The organism is Delftia sp. ASV31, assembly GCF_016428765.1.
Lineage (GTDB): Bacteria > Pseudomonadota > Gammaproteobacteria > Burkholderiales > Burkholderiaceae_C > Comamonas > Comamonas acidovorans.
Genome location: NZ_JAELTK010000001.1, coordinates 89,751 through 115,552 on the forward strand (window position 1 = coordinate 89,751; position 25,802 = coordinate 115,552).

The following is a 25,802-nucleotide window of genomic DNA, read 5'->3' on the forward strand; positions in this document are numbered from 1 at the left end:
CGGTGGGCGGCACGCCCCCCGTGCGGGCAGGAAGCGAAGATTCTATCGACCTGGGCGGCGCCACGCCCGTGCAGGGGCCTGCATGGGCGGTGTGACCGCTGTGCAGGCCCGCCCGGCATGACCATAATCCGGGCATGCGGCGCGAACCCCACCCGCCGAAACACTACCTGCCGCCCCTTGCCGACCCAGCCGACCCCCACCACCGCTCCTCCGCCCCTGCCTGCGGCGCTGGTCTTCGACGCCTGCAACGTCGGCGTGGTGCTGCGCGCCGTGCTCTTCGTGCAGGCCGTGGCGGCCACGGCTGCGATGTTCGGCGCCGACTCGCTGCTGCAGTGGCTGGAGAACATGGCCCTGCTGACAGGTGCCAGCCTGCCCGGCACCCTGGTCTGGCTGGTGGCGGCCTGCCTGCTCAAGCATCCGCTGCAGCGCCTGCCGTCCACCGGGCAGTACGCGGCCGGCGTGCTGCTGGGCATGGCGGCCGGGCTGTATGCCTGCGCCATGCTGCAACTGGCCGGCGGCACCAGCGCCCCCTGGCTGGCCAGCGCCATGTCCGGCGGACTGCTGGCTGCCCTGCTGGTGGCCGCCCTGGTGCTGCGCGCACGCGGCCACACCCCCGCCGACACGCAGGCGCGGCTGGCCGAGCTGCAGTCGCGCATACGACCGCATTTCCTGTTCAACACGCTCAACAGCGCCATCGCCCTGGTGCGTGCCGAGCCCGCCAAGGCCGAGGCCCTGCTGGAAGACCTCAGCGACCTGTTCCGCTACGCACTGGCCGAGCCGCACAGCACGACCACGCTGGCCGAGGAGATCGAGCTGGCCCAGCGCTACCTGGCCATCGAGCAGGTGCGCTTCGGCGAACGGCTGCAGGTGCGCTGGCAACTGGACCCTGCCGCCCACGGCGCCCTGCTGCCGCCGCTGCTGCTGCAGCCGCTGGTGGAAAACGCCATACGCCATGGCGTGGAGCCCAGCGCACGCGGCGGCAAGCTGCAGGTGCGCACCGAGCGCCGTGGCGATCTGGTGGAGGTGCGCATCACCAACACCCTGCCCACCGAGATCGATTCCGCCAGCGCAGCTGGCACGCGCGGCAACGGCATTGCGCTGGCCAATGTGCGCGCCCGGCTGTCGCTGCTGCACGACCTGCAGGCCCACCTCACGGCGCGCACGCTCAAGGGCCATTTCGTGGTGCGCATCAGCCTGCCGCTGGCTGCGCCTGCCAGCCACCCCACGAAGGCCGTATCGAAGAAGAAGGACCATGCACATCCTGATCGTTGACGACGAAGCCCTGGCCCGCGCGCGACTGCGCACCCTGCTGGCCGATGTGGAAGCCTGCACGGGCACCGGCCCGCACCAGGTCAGTGAAGCGGCAGACGCGCGCCAGGCCATGGCCGTGCTGCAGGCGCCGGGCCCGCGCGCCGTGGAACTGGCGCTGCTGGACATCCACATGCCGGGCCAGGACGGACTGGCCCTGGCGCACGCACTGCGCCGCCTGCCGCTGCCGCCTGCCGTGGTCTTCGTCACCGCCCATGCCGGCCATGCGGTCGAGGCCTTCGACCTGGACGCCGCCGACTACCTGACCAAGCCCGTGCGCCGCGAGCGCCTGCAGCAGGCCCTGGCCAAGGCCGCACGCACGGCGGTGCACCAGACGGCCGAGCGCGACAGCGGCCCCGTGCTGCTGATACAGGACCGGGGCACCACCGTGCGCCTGCCCCTGTCCGAAGTGCTCTACCTCAAGGCCGAACAGAAATACGTGACCGTGCGCACCGTGGGCCGCAGCTACATCCTCGACGGCGCCCTGGCCGACCTGGAAACCCGCCACGCCGACCACCTGCTGCGCGTGCACCGCAACGCGCTGGTGGCCCGCAGCGCCCTGCGCGCCCTGGAACGCCACGACGACCCCACCGAAGGCGAAGGCTGGGCCCTGCGCCTGCACGGCATCCCCGAACTGCTCATGGTCTCCCGCCGCCAGCTCCCCCAGGTCCGCGCCGCCATCCGCGACGAAGGACAGCCCGGCTGAGACGCAGGGCTCAAGGAGCCCGGCCCAAGACAGCCCCCCCGCGTCAGAAAGCACGCCCGCAACACAAGCATGGCCCAACGCGAGGGACACCGAGCAAGGGCCGCCCCGCAGCGAGGGTGTCGTCCCCCTCGGGGGGAAGGCGCGCAGCGCCTCAGGGGGCTACATTTTTCTAGACAGATCCCACATCGCATCCACCAGCAGATCGACGTCCCGCGCGTCATGCCACAGGTGCGTGGAGACGCGCACGCCGTAGTGGTCTGCCGCCGCGCCGATCACGGGGAAGTTGGAGTTGCGGATCACGAAGCCCTGCGGATAGTCGCTGAGCATGCGCGCCACGAAGGTCGATGACTTGGTCCCGTTCATCACGTCGTCCTTGTTCTGGAACGGGTTGAAGCAGGTCAGCGCCGACAGCAGCTTGGGATCGTCCTTGGGCGAGTACAGCGAGTCCACGCCCCAGCGCTCGACGATCTTTTCCTTGAGGTAGGACGACAGCGTCAGGTCATAGGTCTCGATCTTCTTGCGGCCGATGCTGTCCCACTGCGCGCAGGCCTGGGCCAGCGCCATGAACATGGGCGTGTGCACGCTGCCGCAGGAGGTGACCGAGGCGGCGATGTCGTAGGTCTCCTTGGCCGTGGTCGTGCGCTCCAGCGCCGGGTAGGCGCTGGTGTGCACCGGGTACCACTTGGGCAGGGGTAGCGGGTTGGAAGCGCGCATCTTGTTGCGGATGATGAGGATGCCCGTCGAGCCCGGGCCGCACTGCCACTTGTGGCCCGCGCCCGACATGAAGTCCATGCCCAGCTCCGCATAGTTGTAGGCCATCATGCCCGGCAGGTGGGCGCCGTCCACGATGCTGATCAGGCCATGCGCCTTGACCACGCCCATCAGGTCGGCAATGGGCAGCATGGTGCCGGTCTTGTAGGTGGGCGAGGACCACATCATGGCGCGCACGCGCTTGCCCTGGGCCTTGAGCGCGCGGATGCGCTCGTCGAACAGGTTCACGTAGGTGGCCGCCGTCTGGTTGTTGCCCACGGGCAGCGCAATGCGCGAGACCTCGATGCCGTAGCGGTCCTGGGCGATCTTCAGCGGCGTGTCGCCGCCGCCATGCTCGTGGTTGGTGGTGACCACCACGTCGCCACGCTGCCAGTCGATGCCCAGGATGGCATGGCACATGCCCGAGGAGGTGTTGGCCGAGAAGGCCAGTTCGTCGGCATCCACGCCAAAGCCCGGCGCCACCTGCTTGCGCAGGTCCAGCAGGTTGCTGTAGCCATTGCCCGAGTCGGCGGCCTTCTTGCGGTTTTCGGTATCGAACACGTCGAGCACCAGCTTGGGCATGGAGCCGGCCGTGCCGATGTTCATGTAGGTCTTCTCGGGCTTGAGGATGAACATGCTCTGCACGTCGGTCCAGAAGGCCTCGTCGCGCATGAGCTGCTCGCGCAGCGCGGCGGCCGAGGTCTGGGCGTTGCCGCTGCCGCAGGCGGCCAGCAGCGGGCCCAGCGTGGCGGCGCCGGTGCCGTAGCCCAGCATGCGCAGGAAGTCGCGGCGCTTGGAAGTCCAGCGCGCGGGATAGCCGGATTCGCCGGCGGCCGCAGTGGCGGTCAGGGATGTGGCCTGCTCGGCCGCGATCTGGGGGTGTCGTGCGTTCATGCGGTCCTCCTGTCGTTGCGCAAGCGGTCAGCGGCGGCCGACGATGGCCGAGATTTCGATCTTCACATCGCGCGGCAGGCGCGCCACCTCCACCGTGGCCCGAGCGGGGGCGCCGGTCTTGAAGTACTCGCCATAGACCTTGTTCATGGCGGCGAACTCGTTGAGGTCCTTCATGAAGACCGAGGTGGACAGCACATCCTCATAGCCCAGTCCCTGGGACTTGAGCTTGGCGCCGATGTGGTCGAGCACGGCGCGCGTCTGCTCTTCGATGGTGGCGCCCTGGATGGCCGTGCCCTGTGCGTTCAGCGGCAGCACGCCCGAGAAGTAGATGGTGTTGCCATGCGCCACCATCTGCGAGTACGGGCCGATGGCCGGGTAGATCTGCGTGGTGGACAGCACCTCGCGCTTGTTGGGCGCAGCGCACCCCACCAGCGCCGCCGCCGTCACCGCCACCCCGCATGCCAGCGCCATGCGCCCCAGGTTCGTTCGAATATCCATGGTATTGCCCTTCTCAAACAAAAATACAAGCTGCCACTGCCGTGCCACGCATTACTGCATTGGCGTTATGGAAACACTTTGTCACCATTAACCCAGTCCTCAGAGGTGACCTGAATCATCGATACAAAATGATTCGAATTCGTGATTTCACGGAGAAATTCTAGGCAGGGATCTGGAGCATTCGATAATGAATTTTCCCCTACGCACCACTACGCACACGGACCCACGCAGTGCTACGCAGCCCTTCAACATTCTTTGAAAACAATGGTTTGGCACGGAATCTGCTCAACAGCAAGCAGCACATCAGGCATCAGAGGGACGGCGCACCACAATACGGCAAAACGATTATCCAAAACCCCAAAAAGGGGAGTACGCACCAAGAAAATGCATCTCGGATTTCCAGTATCCATGGGATATTGTTTCGCGCCCAAAAACTATTTTCCATGGTGTTTCCCTTGGGATATTCAAACGCCTTTTCACGCGCGCGTGAATCTGCGTGGATATACGGGGCGCACAGGCCATTGGAAAATACAGCGCCTGCCATTCAAAGGCCGCCGCCCTGGCGCTGGCGGCATGCGCGCAAGCCCTGTTGACAAGGCCCGGCCACTGGGCGGAAAAGATCGTCGGTGCACCCCACACAGGCTCCCATGCAACTTCCGCTGAAACTTGCACTTCTGTCGATTGCCGCCATCGCGCTCGCCCTGGGCCTGGTCGCGGCGACCGTGCAGCACCAGACCCTGGAGCTGGCCCACCAGGAACGGGAACTGGTCGAGACCGCCTACCTGCACAGCAAGGAGACGGAGCTGCGCCACTACGTCCAGCTGGCGACCACGGCGCTGACGCGCATCAAGTCCAGCGGCGAGGAGCAATCCGTGCAGCGGCGCCAGGCGCTGGAGATGCTGTCGCGCATGCAGTTCGGCGAGGACGGCTACTTCTTTGTCTACGACGAACACGGCAACGTGCTGCTGGATGCGCGCCAGATGGGCCTGTCGGGCGTGGACCTGTGCGATCCCAACAGCCCCGGCGGCGCAGGGCCCGCCCGGATCATCCTGGACGCCGCGCGCAGCGGCGGCGGCCTGGTGCGCTACCAGTGGCAAAAACCGTCATCGCTGCGTACCGAGGCCAAGCTCGCCTACGTGGCCACGGTGCCCGAATGGGGCTGGTCGCTGGGCACGGGCCTGTACCTGGACGATGTGGAGCAGGCGCTGCGCCAGATCGACGAAAGCGCCCAGGCCAACATCGCGGCCACGCGCTGGCGCATCTTCGGCATTGCGGCGCTGTGCATCGTGCTCATCGGCGTGGCGGGGCTGGTCTTCAATCTCAGCGATCACCGCGTGTCCAGCAACAAGCTGCAGCGGCTGGCCCAGCGCGTGGTGCATTCGCAGGAAGAGGAACGCACGCGCGTGGCGCGCGACCTGCATGACGGCGTGGTGCAGGTGCTGGTCTCCTCCAAGTTCCTGCTGGAGACGGCCCAGGCACAGCTCAGGCGGCTGGCCGCGCAGGACCCGGCCACGGCCCAGCGCATGGTGGACCAGGGCCTGGAGCAGCTCAACCACGCGCTGGTGGAGATACGGCGTGTCTCCCACGGCCTGCGCCCCGCCCTGCTGGACGACCTGGGCCTGGCCCCGGCCCTGGCGCTGATGAGCCAGCAAATGCAGGCCGAGGACGGCCTGCGCATGCAGTTCGGCTGCCGCGGCGAGACGCGCTTTCTGCCGCCCAGCCATGCCACGGCCCTGTTCCGCGTGGCCCAGGAGGCCGTGACGAATGCGCAAAACCATGCCCAGGCCACGCGCATCGATGTCAGCCTGCACTTTCAGCGCCGCCGCGTGGTGCTGCAGGTCAGCGACGACGGCCAGGGCTTCGACATGCGCCGCGTGCAGCGCGACCGCCAGGGCGGCATCGGCCTGCGCAACATGCGCGAGCGCATCGAAGGCCTGGGCGGCCATCTGTCCATCAGTTCGGGGCGCCGGGGCACCCGGCTGGTCGCCGTGCTCTACCGCGATGGCGGCATGCCGCTGTCTCCCTCACCGGAATTCGAACTCCCACGGGCCGCTGCATGAACCCCATGATCCGCATCCTCCTGGTGGACGACCACCCTCTCGTGCGCGACGGCGTGTCCATGCGCCTGCAGGCCACGGACCATATCCGTGTGGTGGGCGAAGCCGCCAGCGTGGACCAGGCCCTGCCGCTGGCCCGCGAGCTGTCGCCCGACCTGGTGGTCACCGACATCCGCATGCCGGGCGCCAGCGGCATCGACCTGGCCGCGCTGTTCCGCGATCAGTTCCCCCTGGTGCGCGTGCTGGTGCTGTCCATGCATGAGGATCCCGAATACGTGCGCCGCGCCGTGGCGCTGGGCGCGCGCGGCTATGTGCTCAAGGACGCGCCTGCGCAGCAGCTCATCGAGGCCATAGACCGGGTCTACGCCGGCGGCCTGTATTTCAGCCCCGGCCTGCAGCCCGTGGCCGAGGAAGACGGCAGCGCGTCCGGGCCCCGGCGCGCCCTCACGCCGCGCGAGGCCAGCGTGCTGCAGTGGATCTCGGAGGGCCGCTCCAACAAGGAAATCGCCGCGCTCATGGGCACCTCGGTGCGCACCGTGGAAACCCACCGCCTGCACCTGCGCCGCAAGCTGCGCATCGACGGCCATGCTGCCTTCATCAAGTACGCGGTGGATTACGCCGACCTGCTGGGGACGGCACCCCAGGAGGCCCGCGCAGGCTAGGACCCGCGCCTCAGCCTCAACATCAGCCTCAGTGCGCGTGCGCCGCGCGGCTGACCACGGTGACCAGCACGATGCCCAGCATCAGCCAGCCCACCTGGGCCACGGTCTCACGCGCGCTCAGGCGCTTTTGCAGCTGGGGAATCAGGTCGGCCAGCGCCACGTAGATGAAGCTGCTGGAGGCCACGGCCAGGAAGTACGGCAGCAGTTCCTGCAGCTGTCCCACCAGGAAATAGCCGCCAATGCCGCCCAGCGTGGTCACGGCCCCGGCCATGGACACCTTGATCAGCGCCACGCGCCGGTTGGAACTGGACTGGCGCAGCACCACGATGTCGCCCATGTGGTGCGGCACCTCGTGGGCCAGCACCGACACCGCAGCGATCAGCCCCAGGCGCATGTCGGCCATGAAGGCGGAGGCGATCAGCACGCCATCGCCGAAGCAGTGCACGCTGTCGCCGGTCAGCACCGCCCAGCCGCCGTGGCGGTGGCCATGATGGTGGTCATGGGAATGGTCATGGGCGTGGCCCTGGTGATCGTGATGTTCGTGGTGGTCATGCTCATGGGCCGGCGGCGCGCCGTGCTCGTGCCCGTGGTGCCACAGCTCGGCCTTGGACAGCAGGAAAAAGAACACCAGGCCCACCAGCAGCGTCACGAACAGGTCATGCGCGCCTGCCTCGCTCTCGAAGGCCTCGGGCAAGAGGTGCATGAAGGCCGTGGCCAGCAGCGCGCCCGCCGCCAGGCTCAACAGCCGCTGCGGCATCATGCCCGGCGAGCGATTGCCTCCCAGCCCCATCAACAACGCGGCCACCCAGACGCTGCCAATACCGGCGGCCAGGGTGGCCAGAATGATTGCTACCAATGTCATAGCGATTTGTGCTTCAACCGTATGCCCTTGCAGGCGAAACCCGCGAATTCTCGCAGAAAGACAGGCCCCATCGCAGCCGTGGCCTGCGATCCCATGAAGGAAGCAGGCCACGGTGTCGGGTGCCCTCGGTTTCAGCCTACAGAAGCTGTCAAGCCCCCCTGCGTGAAAAAGCTCAGGGCGCGACGCCGTTCTTGTTGAACCAGGCCAGCATTTTCTGCCAGCCGTCGCGCGCAGCCTGCTCGCGGTAGCTGGGCCGGTAGTCGGCATGGAAGGCGTGGGGCGCCTCCGGGTAGATCACGAACTCCGAGGCCTTGGCCGCTGCCGAGCCCTGCTTGAGCGCCTCGCGCATGCGCTCCACGGATTCCAGCGGAATGCCCGTGTCCTGCCCGCCATACAGGCCCAGCACCGGCGCCTTGAGGCTGGAGACCAGCTCCAGCGGATGGCGTGGCTGCAGCGCCGTCTTGGCGCCCTCCAGCCGGCCGTACCAGGCCACGCCGGCCTTGACCGGGCCATGGGCCGCATACAGCCAGGTGATGCGCCCGCCCCAGCAAAAGCCCGTGATGGCCACGCGCGCCGTATCGCCGCCCTGGGTGCCGGCCCATTGCACGGCGCCGTCCAGGTCGGCCATGACCTGCTCGTCGGGCACCTTGGAGACCAGCTCGCTCATGAGCTTGGCGATGTCGGTATAGGTCTTGGGGTCGCCCTGGCGCGCATACAGATCGGGGGCAATGGCCAGGTAGCCGGCACGCGCCAGGCGGCGGCAGGTGTCGGCAATGTATTCATGCACGCCGAAGATCTCGGAGATCACCAGCACCACGGGCACATTCTTCTTGCCCGCGGGCGCGGCGCGGTAGGCGGGCACCTTGAAGCCGTTCACGGTGAAATGCACCTCACCGGCCGTCAGGCCGTCGGCCGGCGTGGAGATGGCGGTCTGCGCCATGAGCGGCGTGGCCGCTGCGGCATAGCCCAGGCCCAGGGCCGTCTGCAATGCCAGGCGCCGCGTGGGCCCCTCTTCGCTGCTGCGCCCCGGAACCAGGGCCTTCAGGTCTTGCTGCTGATCGTCACGCATGCATCTCTCCTTGGTGGTGGTTGAGAACCGGCCAAGTCTACGATGCCTGCGTGAAGCTCAATGTGCCTTGTCCCAGTTGGGTCCCAGGCCCACCTCGGCGAGCAGCGGCACCTTCAGGTCGGCCACGCCGGCCATCAGGCGCGGGATCTCGGTGCGCACCCAGTCCGACTCGCCTTCGGGCAGCTCGAACACCAGTTCGTCGTGCACCTGCATGATGACGCGGACCTCGGACTGTCTGGCATCGAGCTCGGCCTGCACCGCCACCATGGCCTTCTTGATCAGGTCGGCCGCCGTGCCCTGCATGGGCGCGTTGATGGCCTGCCGTTCGGCCGCCTTCTTGCGCGGGCCGCTGCCGCCGTTGATGTCCACCAGGTACAGGCGGCGGCCGAAGACGGTTTCCACGTAGCCGTGGTCGCGCGCGAATTCCACCGTCTCGTCCATATAGCGCTTGACGCCCGGATAGCGCTGGAAATAGCGGTCGATGTAGGCGGCCGCAGCCTTGGTCTCTATGCCCAGGTTCTTGGCCAGCCCAAAGCTGCTCATGCCGTAGATCAGCCCGAAGTTGATGACCTTGGCATAGCGGCGCTGCTCGCTGCTGACCTGCTCCAGCTCCACGTTGAAGACTTCCGATGCCGTGGCACGGTGCACGTCGCGGCCTTCGTGGAAGGCGCGCAGCAGGGACTCGTCGCCCGACAGGTGGGCCATGATGCGCAGCTCGATCTGCGAGTAGTCGGCGCTGGCGATCACATGGCCGGGCGCGGCAATGAAGGCCTCGCGCACGCGCCGGCCTTCGGGCGTGCGGATGGGGATGTTCTGCAGGTTGGGGTCGTTGCTGGACAGGCGCCCCGTCACGGCCACGGCCTGGGCGTAGTGCGTGTGCACGCGGCCCGTGCGCGGCAGCGCCAGCTGGGCCAGCTTGTCGGTATAGGTGCCCTTGAGCTTGGACAGGCTGCGGTGCTCCAGCAGCTTGGCGGGCAGCGGATAGTCCTCGGCCAGCTTCTCCAGCACCTCTTCGTCGGTGCTGCGTGCGCCGGTGGCCGTCTTCTTGACCACGGGCATGCCCAGCTTGTCGAAGAAGATTTCGCCCAGCTGCTTGGGGCTGGCCAGGTTGAAGGGCTGGCCCGCGATGTCGTAGGCCTCCTGCTCCAGCTGCACGATGCGCTGGCCCAGGTCGTTGCTCTGCCTGGCCAGCGTGGCGGCATCAATGAGCACGCCGTTGCGCTCTATGCGGAACAGGGCCTCGCTGGTGGCGATCTCCAGCTCATAGACGCCGCGCAGGCCGTCGTTGGCCTGCAGCTGCGGCCACAGCACGCGGTGCACGTCCAGGGTCTGGTCGGCATCCTCGCAGGCATAGGCGGCAGCCTTGTCCACGGGCACCTGGGCGAACGGGATCTGGTGGGCGCCCTTGCCGCACAGGTCTTCATAGCTGATGCCCGTGCGGTTGGTGTGGCGCAGCGCCAGGCTGGCCAGGCCGTGCGGGCGGTGCACTTCCAGCACATAGCTTTGCAGCATGGTGTCGTGCACATAGCCGTGCACCTCGATGCCGGCATTGGCGAAGACATGGCGGTCGTATTTGACGTGCTGGCCCAGCTTGGGCCGGGCCGCATCCTCCAGCCAGGGCTTGAGGCGCTGCAGCACTTCGTCGGCCGGCAGTTGCTCGGGCGCATCGGGGCCGGCATGGCGCAGGGGGATGTAGGCAGCGGCGCCGGGCTCCACGCTCAGCGAGATGCCCACGATCTCGGCACGCATCTCGTCCAGCGAGGTGGTTTCGGTATCCAGGGCCGTGAGTTCGGCGGCGTTGATCTTGGCCAGCCACTGGTCGAACGCTTCCCAGGTCAGCACCACGTCATAGTCCAGCGGACGCTGCTGGACGGCCTCGGCCTCGGTGGTGGCGTCGTCGGATTCGGCCTGCTCCTGGGCAAACATGTCGCCCGTGGACTGGTCGGCACGCGGCTTGGCCGCTGGCTTGCGGCCGGCCTTGACGGCTTCCAGCGCATCGGGCTCGGGCGCGGCACCGCCGAGCATGCGCGCCAGGCCCTTGAAGCCGTAGCGCTCATAGAAGTCGCGCAGCGGCGCGGTATCGGGCTCGCGCGGCGCCAGCGCGTCGAGCACCGGCAGGGTGGGCACTTCGGCGCTCAGGTCGCAGTCGGTCTTCATGGTGACCAACTGGCGGCTCAGCGCCAGCTGGCCCGAGGCGATGGCATCGCGCAGGTTCTGGCCGGCCACGCCCTTGATGCCGTCGGCCGCAGCAATCAGGCCGTCGAGCGAGCCGTGCTCGGCCAGCCACTTGACGGCCGTCTTGGGGCCCACCTTGGACACGCCGGGCACGTTGTCCACGGCATCGCCGACCAGGGCCTGGTAGTCGATCATCTGCGTGGGCGGCACGCCGAACTCGGCCGTCACGCCGGCCACGTCGCGGCGCTTGCCGCTCATGGTGTCCATCACCATGATGTGGGAGTCCACCAGCTGGGACAGGTCCTTGTCGCCACTGGAGATCACCACGTTCACGCCCTGGGCGGCGGCCGTCTTGGCCAGGGTGCCGATCACGTCGTCGGCCTCCACGCCCTGGATGGCCAGCACGGGCCAGCCCAGCAGGCGGACCACTTCATGGATGGGCTCGATCTGCGAGCGCAGATCGTCGGGCATGGGCGAGCGGTGCGCCTTGTATTCGGGGTAGAGCGTGTCGCGGAAGGTGGGTCCGCTGGTATCGAACACGCAGACGGCGTAGTCGGCCGCCACTTCCTTCCTGATCGCCTGGAGCATGTTGATCATGCCGCGGATGGCGCCCGTGGCAGGGCTTTCCGGGTTGCCGGGCTCAGCGCGCAGGTCCGGCATGGCGTGGTAGGCGCGGTAGAGGTAGCTGGAGCCGTCGATCAGCACCAGGGTCTTGGAATTGCTCATGCGCCGATTGTGCACGCGCCGGCAGGGTGACAGGGCGGGACAGCGCCCGCTGCAAGTTCTACAATGGAGCCTATGCGCGCCGCTCCACTTTTCATCTTCCTGACCCTGGCCGCCAGTTCCGTGCTGGCCCAGAACCCCACGCCTGCCCCGGCTGCCTCCACCGCTCCTGCGGCGGCGACCGAGCAGACCGCGCCGGACACGGCCAAGCCCGAGGGCCGCGACCGAACCAATCAGCGCGTGGAACACATCCATGTGGAAGATGGCGGCAGCCGCGTTGACGAGCTGCGCGTGGGCGGCCAGACCCGCAGCATCACCGTGCAGCCCAAGGTCGGCGACATGCCTTCGTATGAAGTGCAGTCCAACGACGGCGCCCGTTCCTCGCGCAACCGCGGCGATGGCGACGGCACCAACGGCACGCGCGTCTGGAACCTCAAGAAGTTCTGATCCTCGCCGGACTGTCCGGGCCACCGGCCCGGCGGCATCCCAGGGGGCAGCACCTGACGGCGCTGCCCTCTTTCCATATCTGACGACAACGATTTCCGCCGAGCCGCGCTGGCCGGCAATGCAAACATGGCCGTTTTCACCGAAGTCTCCGACAAAGATGCGCGCGAGCTGCTGCGCCGCATGTCCCTGGGTTCCTTCAAGGAGCTGCGCGGCATCCAGGGCGGCATAGAGAACACCAACTACTTTCTCACCACCGAACAGGGCGAGTGGGTGCTGACGCTGTTCGAGCGCCTGACGGCCGAGCAACTGCCCTTCTACCTGTACCTGATGAAGCACCTGGCGCAGGCCGGCATTCCCGTGCCCGACCCGCAGGCCGAGACGCGCAGCGGCGACATCCTGCTGAGCGTGTGCGGCAAGCCGGCCTCCATCGTCAACCGCCTGCCCGGCAAGAGCGAGCTGGCGCCCCAGCCCGCGCACTGCGCCGCCGTGGGCGAGATGCTGGCGCGCATGCACCTGGCCGGACGCGACTACGATCGCCAGCAGCCCAATCTGCGCAGCCTGCCCTGGTGGAACGAGACCGTGCCCACGGTCATCCCGCACATCGACGCCCCCACGGCCGACCTGCTGCGCTCCGAGCTGGCCTTCCAGAACCATGTGGCCGCCTCGTCCGCCTATGCGGCGCTGCCGCGCGGCCCCGTGCACGCCGACCTGTTCCGCGACAACGTGATGTTCGAGGGCGAGCGCCTGACCGGCTTCTTCGACTTCTACTTCGCAGGTGTGGACAGCTGGCTGTTCGACCTGGCCGTGTGCCTCAACGACTGGTGCATCGAACACGCCACCGGCGCCCATGACGCCACCAAGGCCAGGGCCATGATCGACGCCTACCAGTCGGTGCGCCCCCTGACCGCCGCCGAGCGCGAGCTGTTCAACCCCATGCTGCGCGCGGGCGCGCTGCGCTTTTGGATTTCCCGCCTGTGGGATTTCCACCTGCCGCGCGAGGCCTCCATGCTCGTGCCCCACGACCCCACCCATTTCGAGCGCGTGCTGCGCCAGCGCCTGGCCCACCCGGTGGCGCTGGACTGACGTCCGAAGACCGCCACAGCGCGGCCGACAGAGGGCTTTGCGGTCCACGGGCCGCGCGTCCTCGGGTACAGTCCCCGTTCGGGCGCCAGCGGCGCGGCCCATGCCAGAGGCCATGCCCCATCCAGGCGCCCCGACTTCCTCACCCCATGAAACTTCTCATCGTTCCCGCCCGTACCGGCCTGCAATGGGTGCAGCAGGGCATCCGCACCTTCCGCCAGCAGCCGCTGGCACTGGCGGCGCTGTTCTTTCTGTCGATGGCGGCCATGTCGCTGGTCACGGTGCTGCCGCTGATCGGCCCCGTGATCGCGCTGGGCCTGCTGCCGGCCACCTCGCTGGCCATGATGGTGGCGGCAGCCGAGGCATCGCACGGGCGTGCGCCCACGCCGGCCCTGCTGCTGGTGGCCTTTCGCACCGGGCGCCAGCGCCTGAACTCCATGCTCACGCTGGGCGCCATGTATGCGGCAGGCTTCCTGCTGATCATGGGCCTGTCCATGCTGGTGGACGACGGCCAGTTTGCCAACGTCTACCTGGGCGGCGAGCCGCTGACGCGCGAGATCGCCGAGTCGCCCGACTTCCAGGCCGCCATGTGGCTGAGCATGGGCCTGTACCTGCCGCTGTCCCTGCTGTTCTGGCACGCGCCGGGGCTGGTGCACTGGCACAACGTGCCCCCGGTCAAGGCCGTGTTCTTCAGCCTGGTGGCCTGTGTGCGCAACATCGGCGCGCTGGTGGTCTTCGGCCTGAGCTGGATGGGCGTGTTCATCGTGGCCGGCATCGTGATGGCCCTGATCTCGGCCGTGCTGGCCCAGGTGCTGGGCAGCATTGCCAACGGCCTGATGATCGGCACGGCCATGCTGCTGGCCGCCATGTTCTTCACCTCCATCGTCTTCACCTTCCGCGACTGCTTTGCAGCGCCCGATGAAAGCGATGGCAGCGACGCCATCGGCACCGAGCCGCCTGCGCCGCCCGGACTGTCCGGCTGAGCGCTTCGCCACTGCACCCCACAAAGCCCCTTTCAAGGGGCTTTTTCTTTGGACCGTTCTTCGGGCCCTACTTCGCGCCTCTTCTTTGTTTTTTTGACGGGCCGCATCGCCTGGCACCCCTCGCCTGGCGGCTGTCATATGACGCTGTCACGGTTTCGTCATGCGGATGCCATCGCTCTGTCACACCGGCTGCCTAGCATGCCGTGCGGATGTCAAGCCAGCGAGTGCGCGGCGGCATCCCGGCCCATCCCGCCCCCGATGGGTTGACGCTGACAAACCCATAACGGAAGCCCCATGTCCCAATCCACGATGCTCTCCCGCCGCAAGGCGCTGCAATTCCTGACCGGCGCCCCCCTGCTGCCGCTCGGCTCCGCCGTGTCCGCCACCGGCCTGCTGACCGCCTGCGGCGGCGGTGACGACGGCCCCGCGAAGAACTATGTGGCGGCCAGCTTCACCTCCATGGCAGCGCCCACGCTGGCCAACCCCCAGGCCATGGCCAGGATGACCGTGGCCTCGCAGCTCAAGGTGCAGTTCAGCGACAACAGCGAGCAGAGCTTCGACCTGGGCTACCAGCCCTTCTTCGTGACCGGCGATGAAGTGCCGGACGGCAAGGGCGGCAAGGTCCTGGCCGGCGGCTACTACGACATCAACAACAACAAGATCATCGACCGCACCGTGGCCGGCAGCGAGCGCCACTTCTTCTCCGATTCGCCCGACGGCACCTCGCTGCTGACCGTGCCCAATGCCAAGGTGGACGGCGTCAAGGGCAAGCCCGTGTTCGCCGTGGTGCAGTTCGAATACACCACCTGGGCGCAGGACGGCAAGACCGACATGTACGGCAAGCTGCCCTCGCCCATCGCCGTGCTGACGCTGGACCAGGACCAGACCACCGGCAAGCTCAGCTTGGTCAAGTACCACAACGTGGACACCTCCAAGGTGCACGGCCTGTGGATCACCTGCGGCGCCAGCCTGTCGCCCTGGGGCACCCACCTGTCCAGCGAAGAGTACGAGCCCGACGCCTTCACCACCGGCAATGCCCAGCTGCTGGCCTTCAGCCAGAACCTGTATGGCGACCAGAACAAGGCCAACCCCTACCACTACGGCCACATGCCCGAAGTGACGGTCAACGCGGACGGCACGGCCAGCATCAAGAAGCATTTCTGCATGGGCCGCATCTCGCACGAGCTGGTCCAGGTCATGCCCGACCAGCGCACGGCGCTGATGGGCGACGACGCCACCAACAGCGGCTACTTCGTCTTCGTGGCCGACAAGGAAAAGGACCTGTCCTCGGGTTCGCTGTACGTGGCCAAGGTGGGCGCGGGCTTCTCCATCGACCCCGCATCGGGCAGCGCCGCCGCGCTGACCTGGATCAAGCTGGGCTCGGCCACCAGCGCCGAGATCGAGCAACTGGCCAACACGCTCAAGCCCACGGACATCATGACCGTGGCCAAGACCGATCCGGGCGACGCCAGCTACACCAAGATCACGGCCAACGGCAAGGTCGAGTGGATCAAGATCAACCCCGGCATGGACAAGGCTGCCGCCTTCCTGGAAACCCACCGCTACGCCGCCTTCAAGGGCGCAAGCATGGGCTTCACCAAGATGGAAGGCACGACCGTCAACGCCAAGGACAAGGTGGCCTACTCGGCCCTGCAGAACTGCGAAAAGTCCATGGTGGCCGGTGATGCGCTGAACGTGGCTGGCAACGGCGTGTCCATCCCCAAGCAGCTCAAGGCCGGCGCCGTGATGGCACTGAACCTGCGCGGCGGCCAGAAGGACACGGCAGGCGCCGCCATCAACAGCGAGTGGATGCCCGTGGACACCAAGGCCCTGCTGGCCGGCGAAGACATCAGCGCCGACGCGCTGGGCAACACCGGCAACCCGAACAAGATCTGCAACCCCGACAACCTCAAGTTCTCGGAGAAGATGCGCACCCTGTTCATCGGCGAGGACAGCGGCCAGCACGTGAACAACTTCCTGTGGGCCTACAACATCGACACCAAGCAGCTGTCGCGCCTGATGTCGATTCCCGCAGGCGGCGAATCCACCGGCCTGCATGCCGTGGACGAGATCAACGGCTGGACCTACATCATGAGCAACTTCCAGCACGCCGGTGACTGGGGCGCCATCCACAACGTGGTCAAGCCCACGCTGGACCCGCTGATCAGCGCCAACTATCGCGGCAAGTTCGGCGCAGCCGTCGGCTACCTGACCGGCACCGCGGCCCAGCCCAAGCTGTCGGCCTGACCGCCGCCACAGCGCCCCGCCGCCCTGCGGCGAGTGGCGCAGCCACACAAAAGGCCATGGATTTCCATGGCCTTTTTGCATGTCTGCGCCGCAATTGCATGGATGTCGTGAACCCGACTCCTGGCGTGCAAAACAAGAGTCATTCTCACCTGCTCGCTATAATTTCTGATGCATTGCGGCGTCGCTCGCCCGCCATCGCACCATCTTCAGTCCCGCCGGATCACGCCCCTCAAGGCCCGGCAGGCGCACGCAGAGCCACACCACAGGAGAGACTCCATGACCGACCCTTCCCGCATCCTTCGCAGCACCGCCGCCGCATGGCTGGCCGCCGCCGCACTGGCGGTGCCGGCCGCGCATGCCGACTATCTCTGGCTGCAGCAGGACGCAGGACAGGCCCGGGCCTATGCCGGAGAGCTGCGCAAGCCGCTGCAACAGCTGCCGGCCCTGGAAGACGCCAGGCAGGTCCTGCCCGACGGCAAGAGCATTCCCCTGAAGGCCGACGCCAGTCATTTCACCGCGGACGCAGGCCAGGGCGATGTGCGCATCGCCGCCACGCGCCCCGGCGCCAATGGCGTGCTGACCTACTACCAGGCCCGTTTCGGCCGCAACGACACCAAGGCCGTGAACGACCTGGAGCTGGTGCCCACCACGGCGGGCGGCGATACGTTCCAGCTGGTGTTCATGGGCCGCAAGGTCGCGGCCAGCCAGGTCAACGTGCAGACCAGCGAGGGCTGGTACCGCACGCTCACGCCATCGCAGGACGGCACGGTGAGCTTCAAGCCCTACTTCCCGGGCCTGTACGTGCTGGAGGTGACGGCGCGCGTGGACAACGGCTCGGTCACGCTGGACGGCAAGAAATACACCGACGTGCGCCACACCACCACGCTGAGCTTCGAAGTCAAGCCCTGAGAGCCGGGCGCGGCAGCCCGCGCCTCACTCCACGACCGTGAGCTTGGCAATGGACAGCGCCAGCCACTTCGTGCCGTGGCGCCCAAAGCTGACCTGGGCGCGCGCATCGTCGCCCGTGCCTTCCAGGGCCAGCACCTTGCCTTCACCGAACTTGTTGTGGAACACGTTCAGGCCCACGCGCAGGCCGTGGCCCGGAGCGGCCTTTTGCGGCGGCACGGGCGGGCTGGCGAAGACCTCGCTGCGCCAGCCTTCGGCCTTGTTGCCGAAGCCGCCGCGATCGCGTGAACCATAGCCACCACCACCACCGCCGCCACCGGGGCGGGGCGCGTAGCTGCCAAAGCCGCCCTGCTTGGGGGTGATCCACTTGAGCGCCTCATCGGGCAGCTCGTCGAAGAAGCGGCTCTTGACGTTGTAGCGCGTCTGCCCGTGCAGCATGCGCGTCTGCGAATGGCTCAGGTACAGGCGCTTGCGCGCGCGGGTGATGGCCACATAGGCCAGGCGGCGCTCTTCCTCCAGGCCGCCGCGGTCCATCATGGCGTTCTCATGCGGGAACAGGCCCTCTTCCACGCCGCCGATGAAGACGGCGTCGAACTCCAGCCCCTTGGAGGCATGCACGGTCATCAGCTGCACGGCGTCCTGGCCGGCCTGGGCCTGGTTGTCGCCAGCCTCCAGCGCCGCGTGCGTCAGGAAGGCGGCCAGCGGCGACAAGGTCTCGCCGGTATCGGCATCGACCATGCCGGCCACGGTGCCGGCCGGCGGCGTGAGCGGCGTGTCCAGCAGCGGCAGCGCAGGGTCCAGGCCCTGGCTGGCCGGGCTTTGCGTCAGCGCCCTGGCGCCGTCGTGCTCGTCCAGCGGCAGGGCCACGGCGTCGCGGCCAAAGCCTTCCTGGGTGACAAAGCTCTCGGCCGCGTTCACGAGTTCCTGCAGGTTCTCGATGCGGTCGGCGCCTTCCTTTTCGTTGCGGTAGTGCTCGATCAGGCCGCTTTCTTCCTCGATGGCCTCGATGATCTCGCGCAGCGTGCGGCCCTGGGTCTGCTCGCGCAGCACGTCGATCTTGGCGACAAAGCCTGCGAGCTTGGTGCCCGGCGCGCCCGGCACCGCCGAGACGGCATCGTGCAGCGAGCAGCCCGCGCTGCGCGCCGCGTCCTGCAGCGTCTCCACGCTGCGCGCGCCGATGCCGCGCGGCGGGAAGTTCACCACGCGCAGAAAGCTGGTGTCGTCGTGCGGGTTCTCCAGCAGGCGCAGGTAGGCCAGCGCATGCTTGATTTCGGCGCGCTCGAAAAAGCGCAGGCCACCGTACACGCGGTAGGGAATGGCGGCATTGAACAGCTGCGATTCGATCACCCGGCTTTGCGCATTGCTGCGGTAGAGCACGGCGATTTCCTGGCGCTGCCAGCCGTCCTTTTTCACGAGCTGCTGGATTTCCTCGACCATCCACTGCGCCTCGGCCATGTCCGTGGGCGCTTCGTAGATGCGCACGGGCTCGCCCGGGCCCTGGGTGGTACGCAGGTTCTTGCCCAGGCGCTGGCTGTTGTGGCTGATGAGCGCGTTGGCACAGTCCAGGATGTTGCTGTAGGAGCGGTAGTTCTGCTCCAGCTTGATCTGCTGGCGCACATCGAACTCGCGCACGAAGTCCTGCATGTTGCCCACGCGCGCACCGCGAAAGGCGTAGATGCTCTGGTCGTCGTCGCCCACGGCGATCACGCTGCCCGTGGCCTGCAGGCGGCCATCCACCATGTCGCCCGCCAGCTGCTTGAGCCACTGGTACTGCAGCTTGTTGGTGTCCTGGAACTCGTCCACCATGATGTGGCGAAAGCGCCGCTGGTAGTGGGCGCGCAGCGCGGCGTCGTCGCGCAGCAGCTCGTAGGAGCGCAGCATCAGCTCGCCGAAATCGACCACGCCCTCGCGCTGGCACTGCTCCTCGTAGAGCTGGTAGATCTCGACCTTCTTGCGCGTGTCCGGGTCATTGGCCACCACGTCGCCGGGGCGCATGCCCTCTTCCTTGCAGCCGGCAATGAAGTACTGCAGCTGCTTGGGCGGAAAGCGCTCGTCGTCCACGTTGAACTGCTTGCACAGGCGCTTGACGGCCGACAGCTGGTCCTGCGTGTCCAGGATCTGGAAGGTGGACGACAGCCCTGCCGCCTGGTGGTGGGCGCGCAGCAGCCGGTTGCACAGACCGTGGAAGGTGCCGATCCACATGCCGCGCACGTTGTAGGGCAGCATGGCCGACAGGCGGGCCAGCATTTCCTTGGCCGCCTTGTTGGTGAAGGTCACGGCCAGGATGGAGCCCGGCGTGGCCTGGCCCGTCTGCAGCAGCCAGGCGATGCGCGTGGTCAGCACCCGCGTCTTGCCCGAGCCCGCACCGGCCAGGATCAGCGCGTGGCCGGCCGGAAGCGTGACGGCAGCAAGCTGCTCCTCATTGAGGTTGGCCAGCAAAGGGGAGTTGGAGGCGGGTGCGGCACCGGAGGCGCCGTCGAGCAGATCGATCGGGAACATCCCGGCATTGTAGAAAGCACCTCGCGCCCCAGGGAAACCGATGCCGCATTTCCCGCAATCGGCCCGCAATCGGCCCGCAATCGGCCCGCAATAGGCCCGCGCAGCGCGCCCTTGCAGGTTCATAACGCCATCCCTATAACCGCTATATCGACAGGGTGCCCAGGCCCGTCGCCGGCAACGTATAGAATCAATCACCGGGCCCAAGTTTCTTGCGGTCCGGTTTTTTGTGCCCGGGCCACAGCCGCCCTGGCGACGCGGCCCGCCCGCGCCGCCCGCAAGACCGGCCTCCAAGCCAAGCGCCCCATCGCGGAGGGATGTTCCTGCCGCGACCTTTCATGGAGCTTGGAATCAAATGGAAATCTTCGACTACGACAACATCCTGCTGCTGCCGCGCAAGTGCCGCGTGGAAAGCCGCTCGGAGTGTGATGCCAGCGTGGAGCTGGGCGGTCGGTCCTTCCGCATCCCGGCCGTGCCGGCCAACATGAAGACGGTGGTGGATGAGAGCATCTGCACCTGGCTGGCCCAGAACGGCTACTTCTACGTGATGCACCGCTTTGACCTGGACAACGTGCAGTTCGTGCGCGAGATGCAGGGCAAGGGCTGCTTCGCCTCCATTTCGCTGGGCGTCAAGAAGCCCGACTACGACACCGTGGACCGCTTCGTCGCCGAAGGCCTGTGCCCCGAATACATCACCATCGACATCGCCCACGGCCATGCCGACAGCGTGAAGAACATGATCGGCTACCTCAAGGAAAAGCTGCCCAGGTCCTTCGTGATCGCCGGCAACGTGGGCACGCCCGAAGCCGTGATCGACCTGGAGAACTGGGGCGCTGACGCCACCAAGGTCGGCATCGGCCCCGGCAAGGTCTGCATCACCAAGCTCAAGACGGGCTTTGGCACGGGCGGCTGGCAGCTGTCGGCGCTCAAGTGGTGCGCGCGCGTGGCGACCAAGCCCATCATTGCCGATGGCGGCATCCGCAGCCACGGCGACATCGCCAAGAGCGTGCGCTTTGGCGCCACCATGGTGATGATCGGCTCGCTGTTCGCGGGCCACGAGGAATCGCCGGGCCAGACCGTCGAGGAAAACGGCCAACGCTTCAAGGAGTACTACGGCTCGGCCTCGGACTTCAACAAGGGCGAGTACAAGCACGTGGAGGGCAAGCGCATCCTCGAGCCCGTCAAGGGCCTTCTGGCCAACACCCTGATCGAGATGGAGCAGGACGTGCAAAGCTCGATCAGCTACTCCGGCGGCAAGAAGCTGATGGACATCCGCAAGGTCAACTACGTGATCCTGGGCGGTGACAACGCAGGCGAACATCTGCTGATGTAAGCGCGCTGCGCGCCAGCACCCCAAAGGCGGCCTCGGCCGCCTTTTTTGCGGCTGCGCACCGGGTGGCACGCGGGCCCGGCTCAGCGCCACCATGCCCATGAACTAAAAATTTGGCGCGTCTTCCTGCAAGCGCACAAAAAATGCCGCATAATTGCGGTCTCGTTTGCAGCGCAGACTTGTTTTTTGGGGCTCTTAGCTCAGCTGGTAGAGCAGCGGACTCTTAATCCGTTGGTCGAGTGTTCGAATCACTCAGGGCCCACCAAAAATTCCTTTTCAGCCTGGATTCATCCAGGCTGATTCCTTCGGAATACCCGAGGGGGCTCTTAGCTCAGCTGGTAGAGCAGCGGACTCTTAATCCGTTGGTCGAGTGTTCGAATCACTCAGGGCCCACCAAGAATTTTTTTGCCTGATCTCATCAGGCATCCACGCAGAAATACGTGGGCTCTTAGCTCAGCTGGTAGAGCAGCGGACTCTTAATCCGTTGGTCGAGTGTTCGAATCACTCAGGGCCCACCACCAATACCCAGAACAAGGCACTCGGCGCGACAGCGCTCAGTGCCTTTTCTTGTTGTATTCCATCAGCACAGACATATTGCTGCTGCCAGCCTTGGCCACCCACTCCCGGCCAAAGCGCTCCCCCACCAAATCCAGCATGCGGCGCAGGTCCGCCGATGGCGCGGTGACGGACATCTTGTTGTCGACAAGAACCTTCTTGCCCAGCTCATCGGCCTGCTGGGCCAGCGCCCAGCCTTCTTTCTCGGCCAGCACGGCGGCACGGCTGATGGCCTGGCGTTCCGGCTCGGCAAAGCCCTTCCAGGCAAGTTCGCTGACGCACAACATGTTCTTGGGAATCCAGGCCTTGATGTCCAGAAACACCTTCATGGTCTTCCAAGCCTGGCTGTCGACGCCGGTGGCACTGGATGAAACCATGGCGTCAATACCTCCCTGCTCCAGCACCATGCCAAGATCACCGGCCGCGAGCACCACCGGCTGCGCTCCCCAGAGTTCCGCCAGCCGCTTGGTCGCATCGCTTTGCACACGCAGCCTGAGCCCCCTGAGGTCCACGATGCTGTTGACCGGACGCCGGCAGAACAGGCCCTGCGCCGGCCAGGGCACGGCAAACAGCAGGCGCACACCCTGCTGAGCCAGCAAAAATTCCTGCAGCACGGGACGGGTCAGTTGCCACAAGCGCGCGGCCTCGTCAAAGCCGCGCACTATGAAAGGCAGCGAGTCCATGCCCAGCAGCGGATGCATATCCACATAGGACGACATGAGAACTTCGCCGAACTGGATTTCATTGCGCTTGAGCGCTGGAAGCACCTGCGCCATGGGCTTGAGCGCAGAGTTGGACACCACATCGATCTCCAGCGCCTGCTGGGTATCGGCATGCACGCGCGCCGCGAAGTTGCGCAGGTTCTGCGTGTGGAAGATGCCATCGCCATAGGCCGCCGAGAGCTGCAGTCGGTGGCCCTTGGACCAGGCAGCGCCGGCAGTCAGTTGCAACGCAGCCGGAGCCAGAGCCGATATCAACGTGCGGCGAGAAACAGTCATGAAAGATCCTTGGCGAAAGCGCCCAGAACCATGCCATCCACCCCAACGGCGGACCTGTGCATGCTGGCGCAAAAGATAAATTCTATCGATATTTACATCATTTAGATAAAAACTATCAACCAATTCCATCGCCCAGGCCATTCGCCAAGCCATCCGTCACACCGGATTCCAGCCAAGCCGCTACAGTGTCACCCTGCCGCAGGCGCAAGCGCGCGCGGCCTTTTTCTGCGCCTGCGGTCTTCCGCAACGCACAACCGCCTCGCCTGCATGCCACAAAATGTTTCCCCGCTCTGGCAGGGCCCGCGCTGGGCCCTGGCCGTCCTGCTTGCCATCCTGGGCATGCTGGGGCCGTTCTCGATCGATACCTACATCCCTGCCTTCTCCGGCATCGCCCAGGCCCTGAACGCCACGCCGCTGCAGATGCAGCAGACGCTGTCGGCCTATCTGTTCGGCTTTGCCTTCATGAACCTTTTCCACGGCGCCATGGCCGACAGCTTTGGCCGCCGCCCCGTGGTGCTGTGGGGGCTGGCCGTATTCACGCTGGCATCGGCGGGCTGTGCGCTGTCGCAGAACATCACGCAGCTGGTGCTGTTTCGCGCGCTGCAGGGCCTGTCCACGGGTGCCGGCATCGTGGTGTCGCGCGCCGTGGTGCGCGACCTGTTTCCACCCGCCCAGGCCCAGCGCGTGATGGCGCAGATCACCATCTTCTTTGGCATCGCGCCAGCCCTGGCCCCTGTGATGGGCGGCTGGCTGTTCATACACCTGGGCTGGGCGGCAGTGTTCTGGTTCCTGACCCTGGTGGGCGTGCTGCTGTGGGGCATCAACTGGCGATTCCTGCCGGAATCCCTGCCACAGGCGCAGCGCCAGCCCTTCCGCTTCAAGCCTCTGATGCACGGCTACAAGGAGCTGTGCAGCGATCCGCGCTTTGTGCTGCTGGCCTTTGCCAGCGGCGTGCCGTTCAACGGCATGTTTCTGTATGTGCTGTCGGCGCCCGCCTTCCTGGGCGACCTGCTGCACCTGCAGCCGCAGCAGTTCTTCTGGTTCTTCGTGATCTCGATCTCGGGAATCATGGGCGGCGCATGGGTAAGCGGCCGTCTGGCCGGGCGCATTCCGCCCAAGCACCAGATCCGCCATGGCTTTCTGATCATGTTCGTCGTGTCCATCATCAACCTGGTCGCCAACCTGATCTGGCCCGCCCACGTGAGCTGGGCGCTGATTCCCGTGGGGGTGTTCGCCTTCGGCTGGGCCATGATGGTGCCCGTGGTCACGCTGCTGGTGCTGGACATCCACCCGGAGCGGCGCGGCCTGGCCTCATCGCTGCAGGCCGTGGTCGGCTCCACGGCCAATGGCATCGTGGCCGGCATGATTGCACCGCTGGTGATGCATTCGACCGTACTGCTGGCCCTGGGCTCGATCAGCATGATGCTGATCGGGCTGGCGTCCTGGATCTACCTGCACCACCGCTGGCCCGAAATCGGGCGGCATGCCTCGGAGGCCTGACCGGCACTGCGTTGCAAGACCGCTAAGCGCGGCCCGCGCGGCGGTCCAGCATTCTTTCCTTGTAGTAGCGCGCCTTTTCGGCATACATGGCCTGGTCGGCGCGCGAGACGGTGGCCTCGACCTGGCTGCCCGAATCGCAGCAGGCCACGCCCATGGACAGGCTGACCGCCTGGCCCGGATAGAACTGGTTGTTGAGCTCCAGCAGCGAGAGGATGCGCTCCTTGACCGCCTCGGCGCCGCGCTCGTCCGAAGCCGGCAAAAGCACCATGAATTCGTCGCCGCCTATGCGCGCCGCGCAGGCAGGCGCATCCACGGCCTTGGTCAGCACTTCGCCCACGCGGCGCAGCATGTCGTCGCCTGCAGCATGGCCATGCTCGTCATTGGCCTCCTTGAGGCCATTCATGTCGATGGCAATCACCGCCAGCGGCCAGGGCCCCTTGCGTGCCAGGCGATTGAGTTCCTCGATATAGAAGGCGCGATTGCGCAACTGGGTCAGCACATCGTGCTTGCCCAGGTATTCGAGGTAGGCCTCGGCCTTCTTGCGCGCCGTGATGTCCACCAGCGACAGCAGCACCAGCCCCCAGTCATCTGCATGGCCATCGAGCACGGCCAGCTGCATGTGGATGTGCAGAGCGTCGCCTGACAGGGCGTAGTTCACCACTTCGCGGTGCTGCACGAGCTTGCCGCTCCAAAGGTCCTGCAACTGATCGGCAAAGGAGTCGATCATCTCGTCACGGAAGATGCGGCCCAGCCGGCTCAGCAGTTGCAGCTTGTCGGTGGCACCGAACATGCGCAGCGTCTGGCGGTTCACGTCCACGACGCGAATCTCCTGCATGCAGCGCGAGACGAATTCCGGGTGCACCTTGAGGAAGGTGGCGAAGTCGCTGATGCCCTGGGCGCGCACATCGTCAAGCAGGCGCTTGATGGCGCTGAAATCCTCGACCCACAGCGACACGGGCGAGTACTCGAACAGGTCGCGCGAGTACTGTTCGCTGCGGTGCAGCTGGCGCGCGCTGCGCATCTCGGCCGTCACATCTTCCAGCGACACCAGCACGCAGTCCCAAAGCGCTTCATGACCGGGCAGGATGCGGCCACGGATCTGCACATCGAGCCGTCGCCCGTCCAGCGTGTAGTTGGCGGTGCGGTTGGCAAAGCTCAGAGAGCCCTGCCACAGATCCTCCAGCTCGCAGGCCAGGCCCGCGTGCATGTCATCGCGGAACACCTGGCCCAGGCTGGCAAGAAAGGTCTGCTGGTCACTGGCGCCGAACAGGTCCAGCGTGCGCTGGTTGACGCGCACCACCTTGAGCGCAGCGCTGCACTGCTGCAGCGCCTGGGGGTGGGCCAGAAAATGCGCCTGCAGATCGGTCACGCCCTGTGCACGCCACTGGTCGAGCAGCTGCTTGAGCGCGCTGTAGTCCTCCAGCCATAGCGAGACGGGGGCCAGTTCGAACATGTGTTCAAAATCCACACTGGACGCGATCAAAGACTCCACAGGGCACCTCCGCGCCGCGATTATGGCAGTCACAGAGCCCGCCAGACAGCAGGTTCTGCACCAT

Annotated in this window: 19 protein-coding genes and 3 tRNA genes; 14 read left to right on the plus strand and 8 right to left on the minus strand. The window is 66.5% G+C overall.

Features of this window, described 5'->3' with window-relative positions:
- Nucleotides 1-117 precede the first annotated feature (117 nt).
- Entirely contained in the window at nt 118-1,272 is a 1,155-nt protein-coding gene (locus tag JHD82_RS00395; RefSeq protein WP_065345621.1) for a sensor histidine kinase, read from the plus strand.
- Nucleotides 1,253-2,014, plus strand: coding sequence for a LytTR family DNA-binding domain-containing protein (locus JHD82_RS00400; RefSeq protein WP_012207116.1), 762 nt, complete (start codon nt 1,253-1,255; stop codon nt 2,012-2,014). Before JHD82_RS00395 ends, JHD82_RS00400 begins: the two co-directional genes overlap by 20 nt.
- Before the next feature lie 159 nt (nt 2,015-2,173).
- Here JHD82_RS00400 and JHD82_RS00405 read toward each other — a convergent pair whose 3' ends face one another.
- Both JHD82_RS00405 and JHD82_RS00410 read right to left on the minus strand, forming a co-directional pair.
- Nucleotides 2,174-3,658, minus strand: coding sequence for an aminotransferase class V-fold PLP-dependent enzyme (locus tag JHD82_RS00405; RefSeq protein ID WP_088163943.1), 1,485 nt, complete (start codon nt 3,656-3,658; stop codon nt 2,174-2,176).
- A 27-nt stretch (nt 3,659-3,685) separates the two neighbouring features.
- Complete coding sequence (locus JHD82_RS00410) at nt 3,686-4,156, minus strand: Rid family detoxifying hydrolase (protein ID WP_012207118.1); 471 nt, start codon at nt 4,154-4,156, stop codon at nt 3,686-3,688.
- A gap of 647 nt (nt 4,157-4,803) precedes the next feature.
- On the opposite strand from JHD82_RS00410, the gene JHD82_RS00415 reads away from it, so the two are divergent.
- Nucleotides 4,804-6,216, plus strand: a complete 1,413-nt coding sequence (locus tag JHD82_RS00415) for a cache domain-containing protein (protein WP_012207119.1) — start codon at nt 4,804-4,806, stop codon at nt 6,214-6,216.
- Nucleotides 6,213-6,875 (plus strand): response regulator transcription factor, encoded by a 663-nt coding sequence (locus JHD82_RS00420; protein WP_097201526.1) that lies wholly within the window; start codon nt 6,213-6,215, stop codon nt 6,873-6,875. The genes JHD82_RS00415 and JHD82_RS00420 overlap by 4 nt, the downstream gene beginning before the upstream one ends.
- A gap of 28 nt (nt 6,876-6,903) precedes the next feature.
- On the opposite strand, the gene JHD82_RS00425 is transcribed toward JHD82_RS00420, so the two are convergent.
- The 3 genes from JHD82_RS00425 to polA all read right to left on the minus strand — a co-directional run bounded on the left by JHD82_RS00425 (nt 6,904) and on the right by polA (nt 11,707).
- The gene (locus JHD82_RS00425) at nt 6,904-7,737 is read right to left on the minus strand and encodes a ZIP family metal transporter (protein ID WP_034396735.1); all 834 of its coding nucleotides are present in this window, start codon (nt 7,735-7,737) and stop codon (nt 6,904-6,906) included.
- Nucleotides 7,738-7,909: 172 nt separating this feature from the next.
- Nucleotides 7,910-8,806, minus strand: a complete 897-nt coding sequence (locus JHD82_RS00430) for a dienelactone hydrolase family protein (protein WP_012207122.1) — start codon at nt 8,804-8,806, stop codon at nt 7,910-7,912.
- A gap of 57 nt (nt 8,807-8,863) precedes the next feature.
- Nucleotides 8,864-11,707, minus strand: coding sequence for a DNA polymerase I (gene polA / locus JHD82_RS00435; RefSeq protein ID WP_012207123.1), 2,844 nt, complete (start codon nt 11,705-11,707; stop codon nt 8,864-8,866).
- Between the two features lie 72 nt (nt 11,708-11,779).
- Here polA and JHD82_RS00440 point away from each other — a divergent pair, with 72 nt between their 5' ends.
- From JHD82_RS00440 to JHD82_RS00460, 5 genes are all read left to right on the plus strand, one after another.
- Nucleotides 11,780-12,151 (plus strand): hypothetical protein, encoded by a 372-nt coding sequence (locus JHD82_RS00440; RefSeq protein WP_013800945.1) that lies wholly within the window; start codon nt 11,780-11,782, stop codon nt 12,149-12,151.
- 126 nt (nt 12,152-12,277) lie between these two features.
- Nucleotides 12,278-13,234 (plus strand): homoserine kinase, encoded by a 957-nt coding sequence (locus JHD82_RS00445; protein ID WP_199135111.1) that lies wholly within the window; start codon nt 12,278-12,280, stop codon nt 13,232-13,234.
- Between the two features lie 146 nt (nt 13,235-13,380).
- The gene (locus JHD82_RS00450) at nt 13,381-14,214 is read left to right on the plus strand and encodes a BPSS1780 family membrane protein (RefSeq protein WP_012207126.1); all 834 of its coding nucleotides are present in this window, start codon (nt 13,381-13,383) and stop codon (nt 14,212-14,214) included.
- A 294-nt stretch (nt 14,215-14,508) separates the two neighbouring features.
- The gene (locus JHD82_RS00455) at nt 14,509-16,461 is read left to right on the plus strand and encodes a PhoX family phosphatase (RefSeq protein ID WP_199135112.1); all 1,953 of its coding nucleotides are present in this window, start codon (nt 14,509-14,511) and stop codon (nt 16,459-16,461) included.
- A gap of 276 nt (nt 16,462-16,737) precedes the next feature.
- Nucleotides 16,738-17,370, plus strand: coding sequence for a hypothetical protein (locus JHD82_RS00460; RefSeq protein WP_199135113.1), 633 nt, complete (start codon nt 16,738-16,740; stop codon nt 17,368-17,370).
- 24 nt (nt 17,371-17,394) lie between these two features.
- Here the strand turns inward: JHD82_RS00460 and JHD82_RS00465 are convergent, their stop codons facing one another.
- On the minus strand, nt 17,395-19,866 hold the full coding sequence (locus tag JHD82_RS00465; RefSeq protein WP_199135114.1) for a UvrD-helicase domain-containing protein: 2,472 nt from the start codon (nt 19,864-19,866) through the stop codon (nt 17,395-17,397).
- Between the two features lie 352 nt (nt 19,867-20,218).
- Between JHD82_RS00465 and JHD82_RS00470 the strand changes: the two genes are divergently transcribed.
- The 4 genes from JHD82_RS00470 (at nt 20,219) to JHD82_RS00485 (ending at nt 21,711) form a co-directional block, all read left to right on the plus strand.
- Entirely contained in the window at nt 20,219-21,196 is a 978-nt protein-coding gene (locus tag JHD82_RS00470) for a GMP reductase (protein WP_012207130.1), read from the plus strand.
- 186 nt (nt 21,197-21,382) lie between these two features.
- A tRNA-Lys gene (locus JHD82_RS00475) sits at nt 21,383-21,458 on the plus strand.
- Nucleotides 21,459-21,513: 55 nt separating this feature from the next.
- Nucleotides 21,514-21,589, plus strand: a tRNA-Lys gene (locus tag JHD82_RS00480).
- A 46-nt stretch (nt 21,590-21,635) separates the two neighbouring features.
- Nucleotides 21,636-21,711, plus strand: a tRNA-Lys gene (locus JHD82_RS00485).
- Between the two features lie 36 nt (nt 21,712-21,747).
- Here the strand turns inward: JHD82_RS00485 and JHD82_RS00490 are convergent.
- Entirely contained in the window at nt 21,748-22,887 is a 1,140-nt protein-coding gene (locus tag JHD82_RS00490; protein WP_233174574.1) for a TRAP transporter substrate-binding protein, read from the minus strand.
- Nucleotides 22,888-23,013: 126 nt separating this feature from the next.
- On the opposite strand from JHD82_RS00490, the gene JHD82_RS00495 reads away from it, so the two are divergent.
- The gene (locus tag JHD82_RS00495; protein WP_012207132.1) at nt 23,014-24,246 is read left to right on the plus strand and encodes a multidrug effflux MFS transporter; all 1,233 of its coding nucleotides are present in this window, start codon (nt 23,014-23,016) and stop codon (nt 24,244-24,246) included.
- 22 nt (nt 24,247-24,268) lie between these two features.
- Here JHD82_RS00495 and JHD82_RS00500 read toward each other — a convergent pair whose 3' ends face one another.
- Nucleotides 24,269-25,738 (minus strand): sensor domain-containing diguanylate cyclase, encoded by a 1,470-nt coding sequence (locus JHD82_RS00500; protein ID WP_328511957.1) that lies wholly within the window; start codon nt 25,736-25,738, stop codon nt 24,269-24,271.
- Nucleotides 25,739-25,802: the final 64 nt, after the last annotated feature.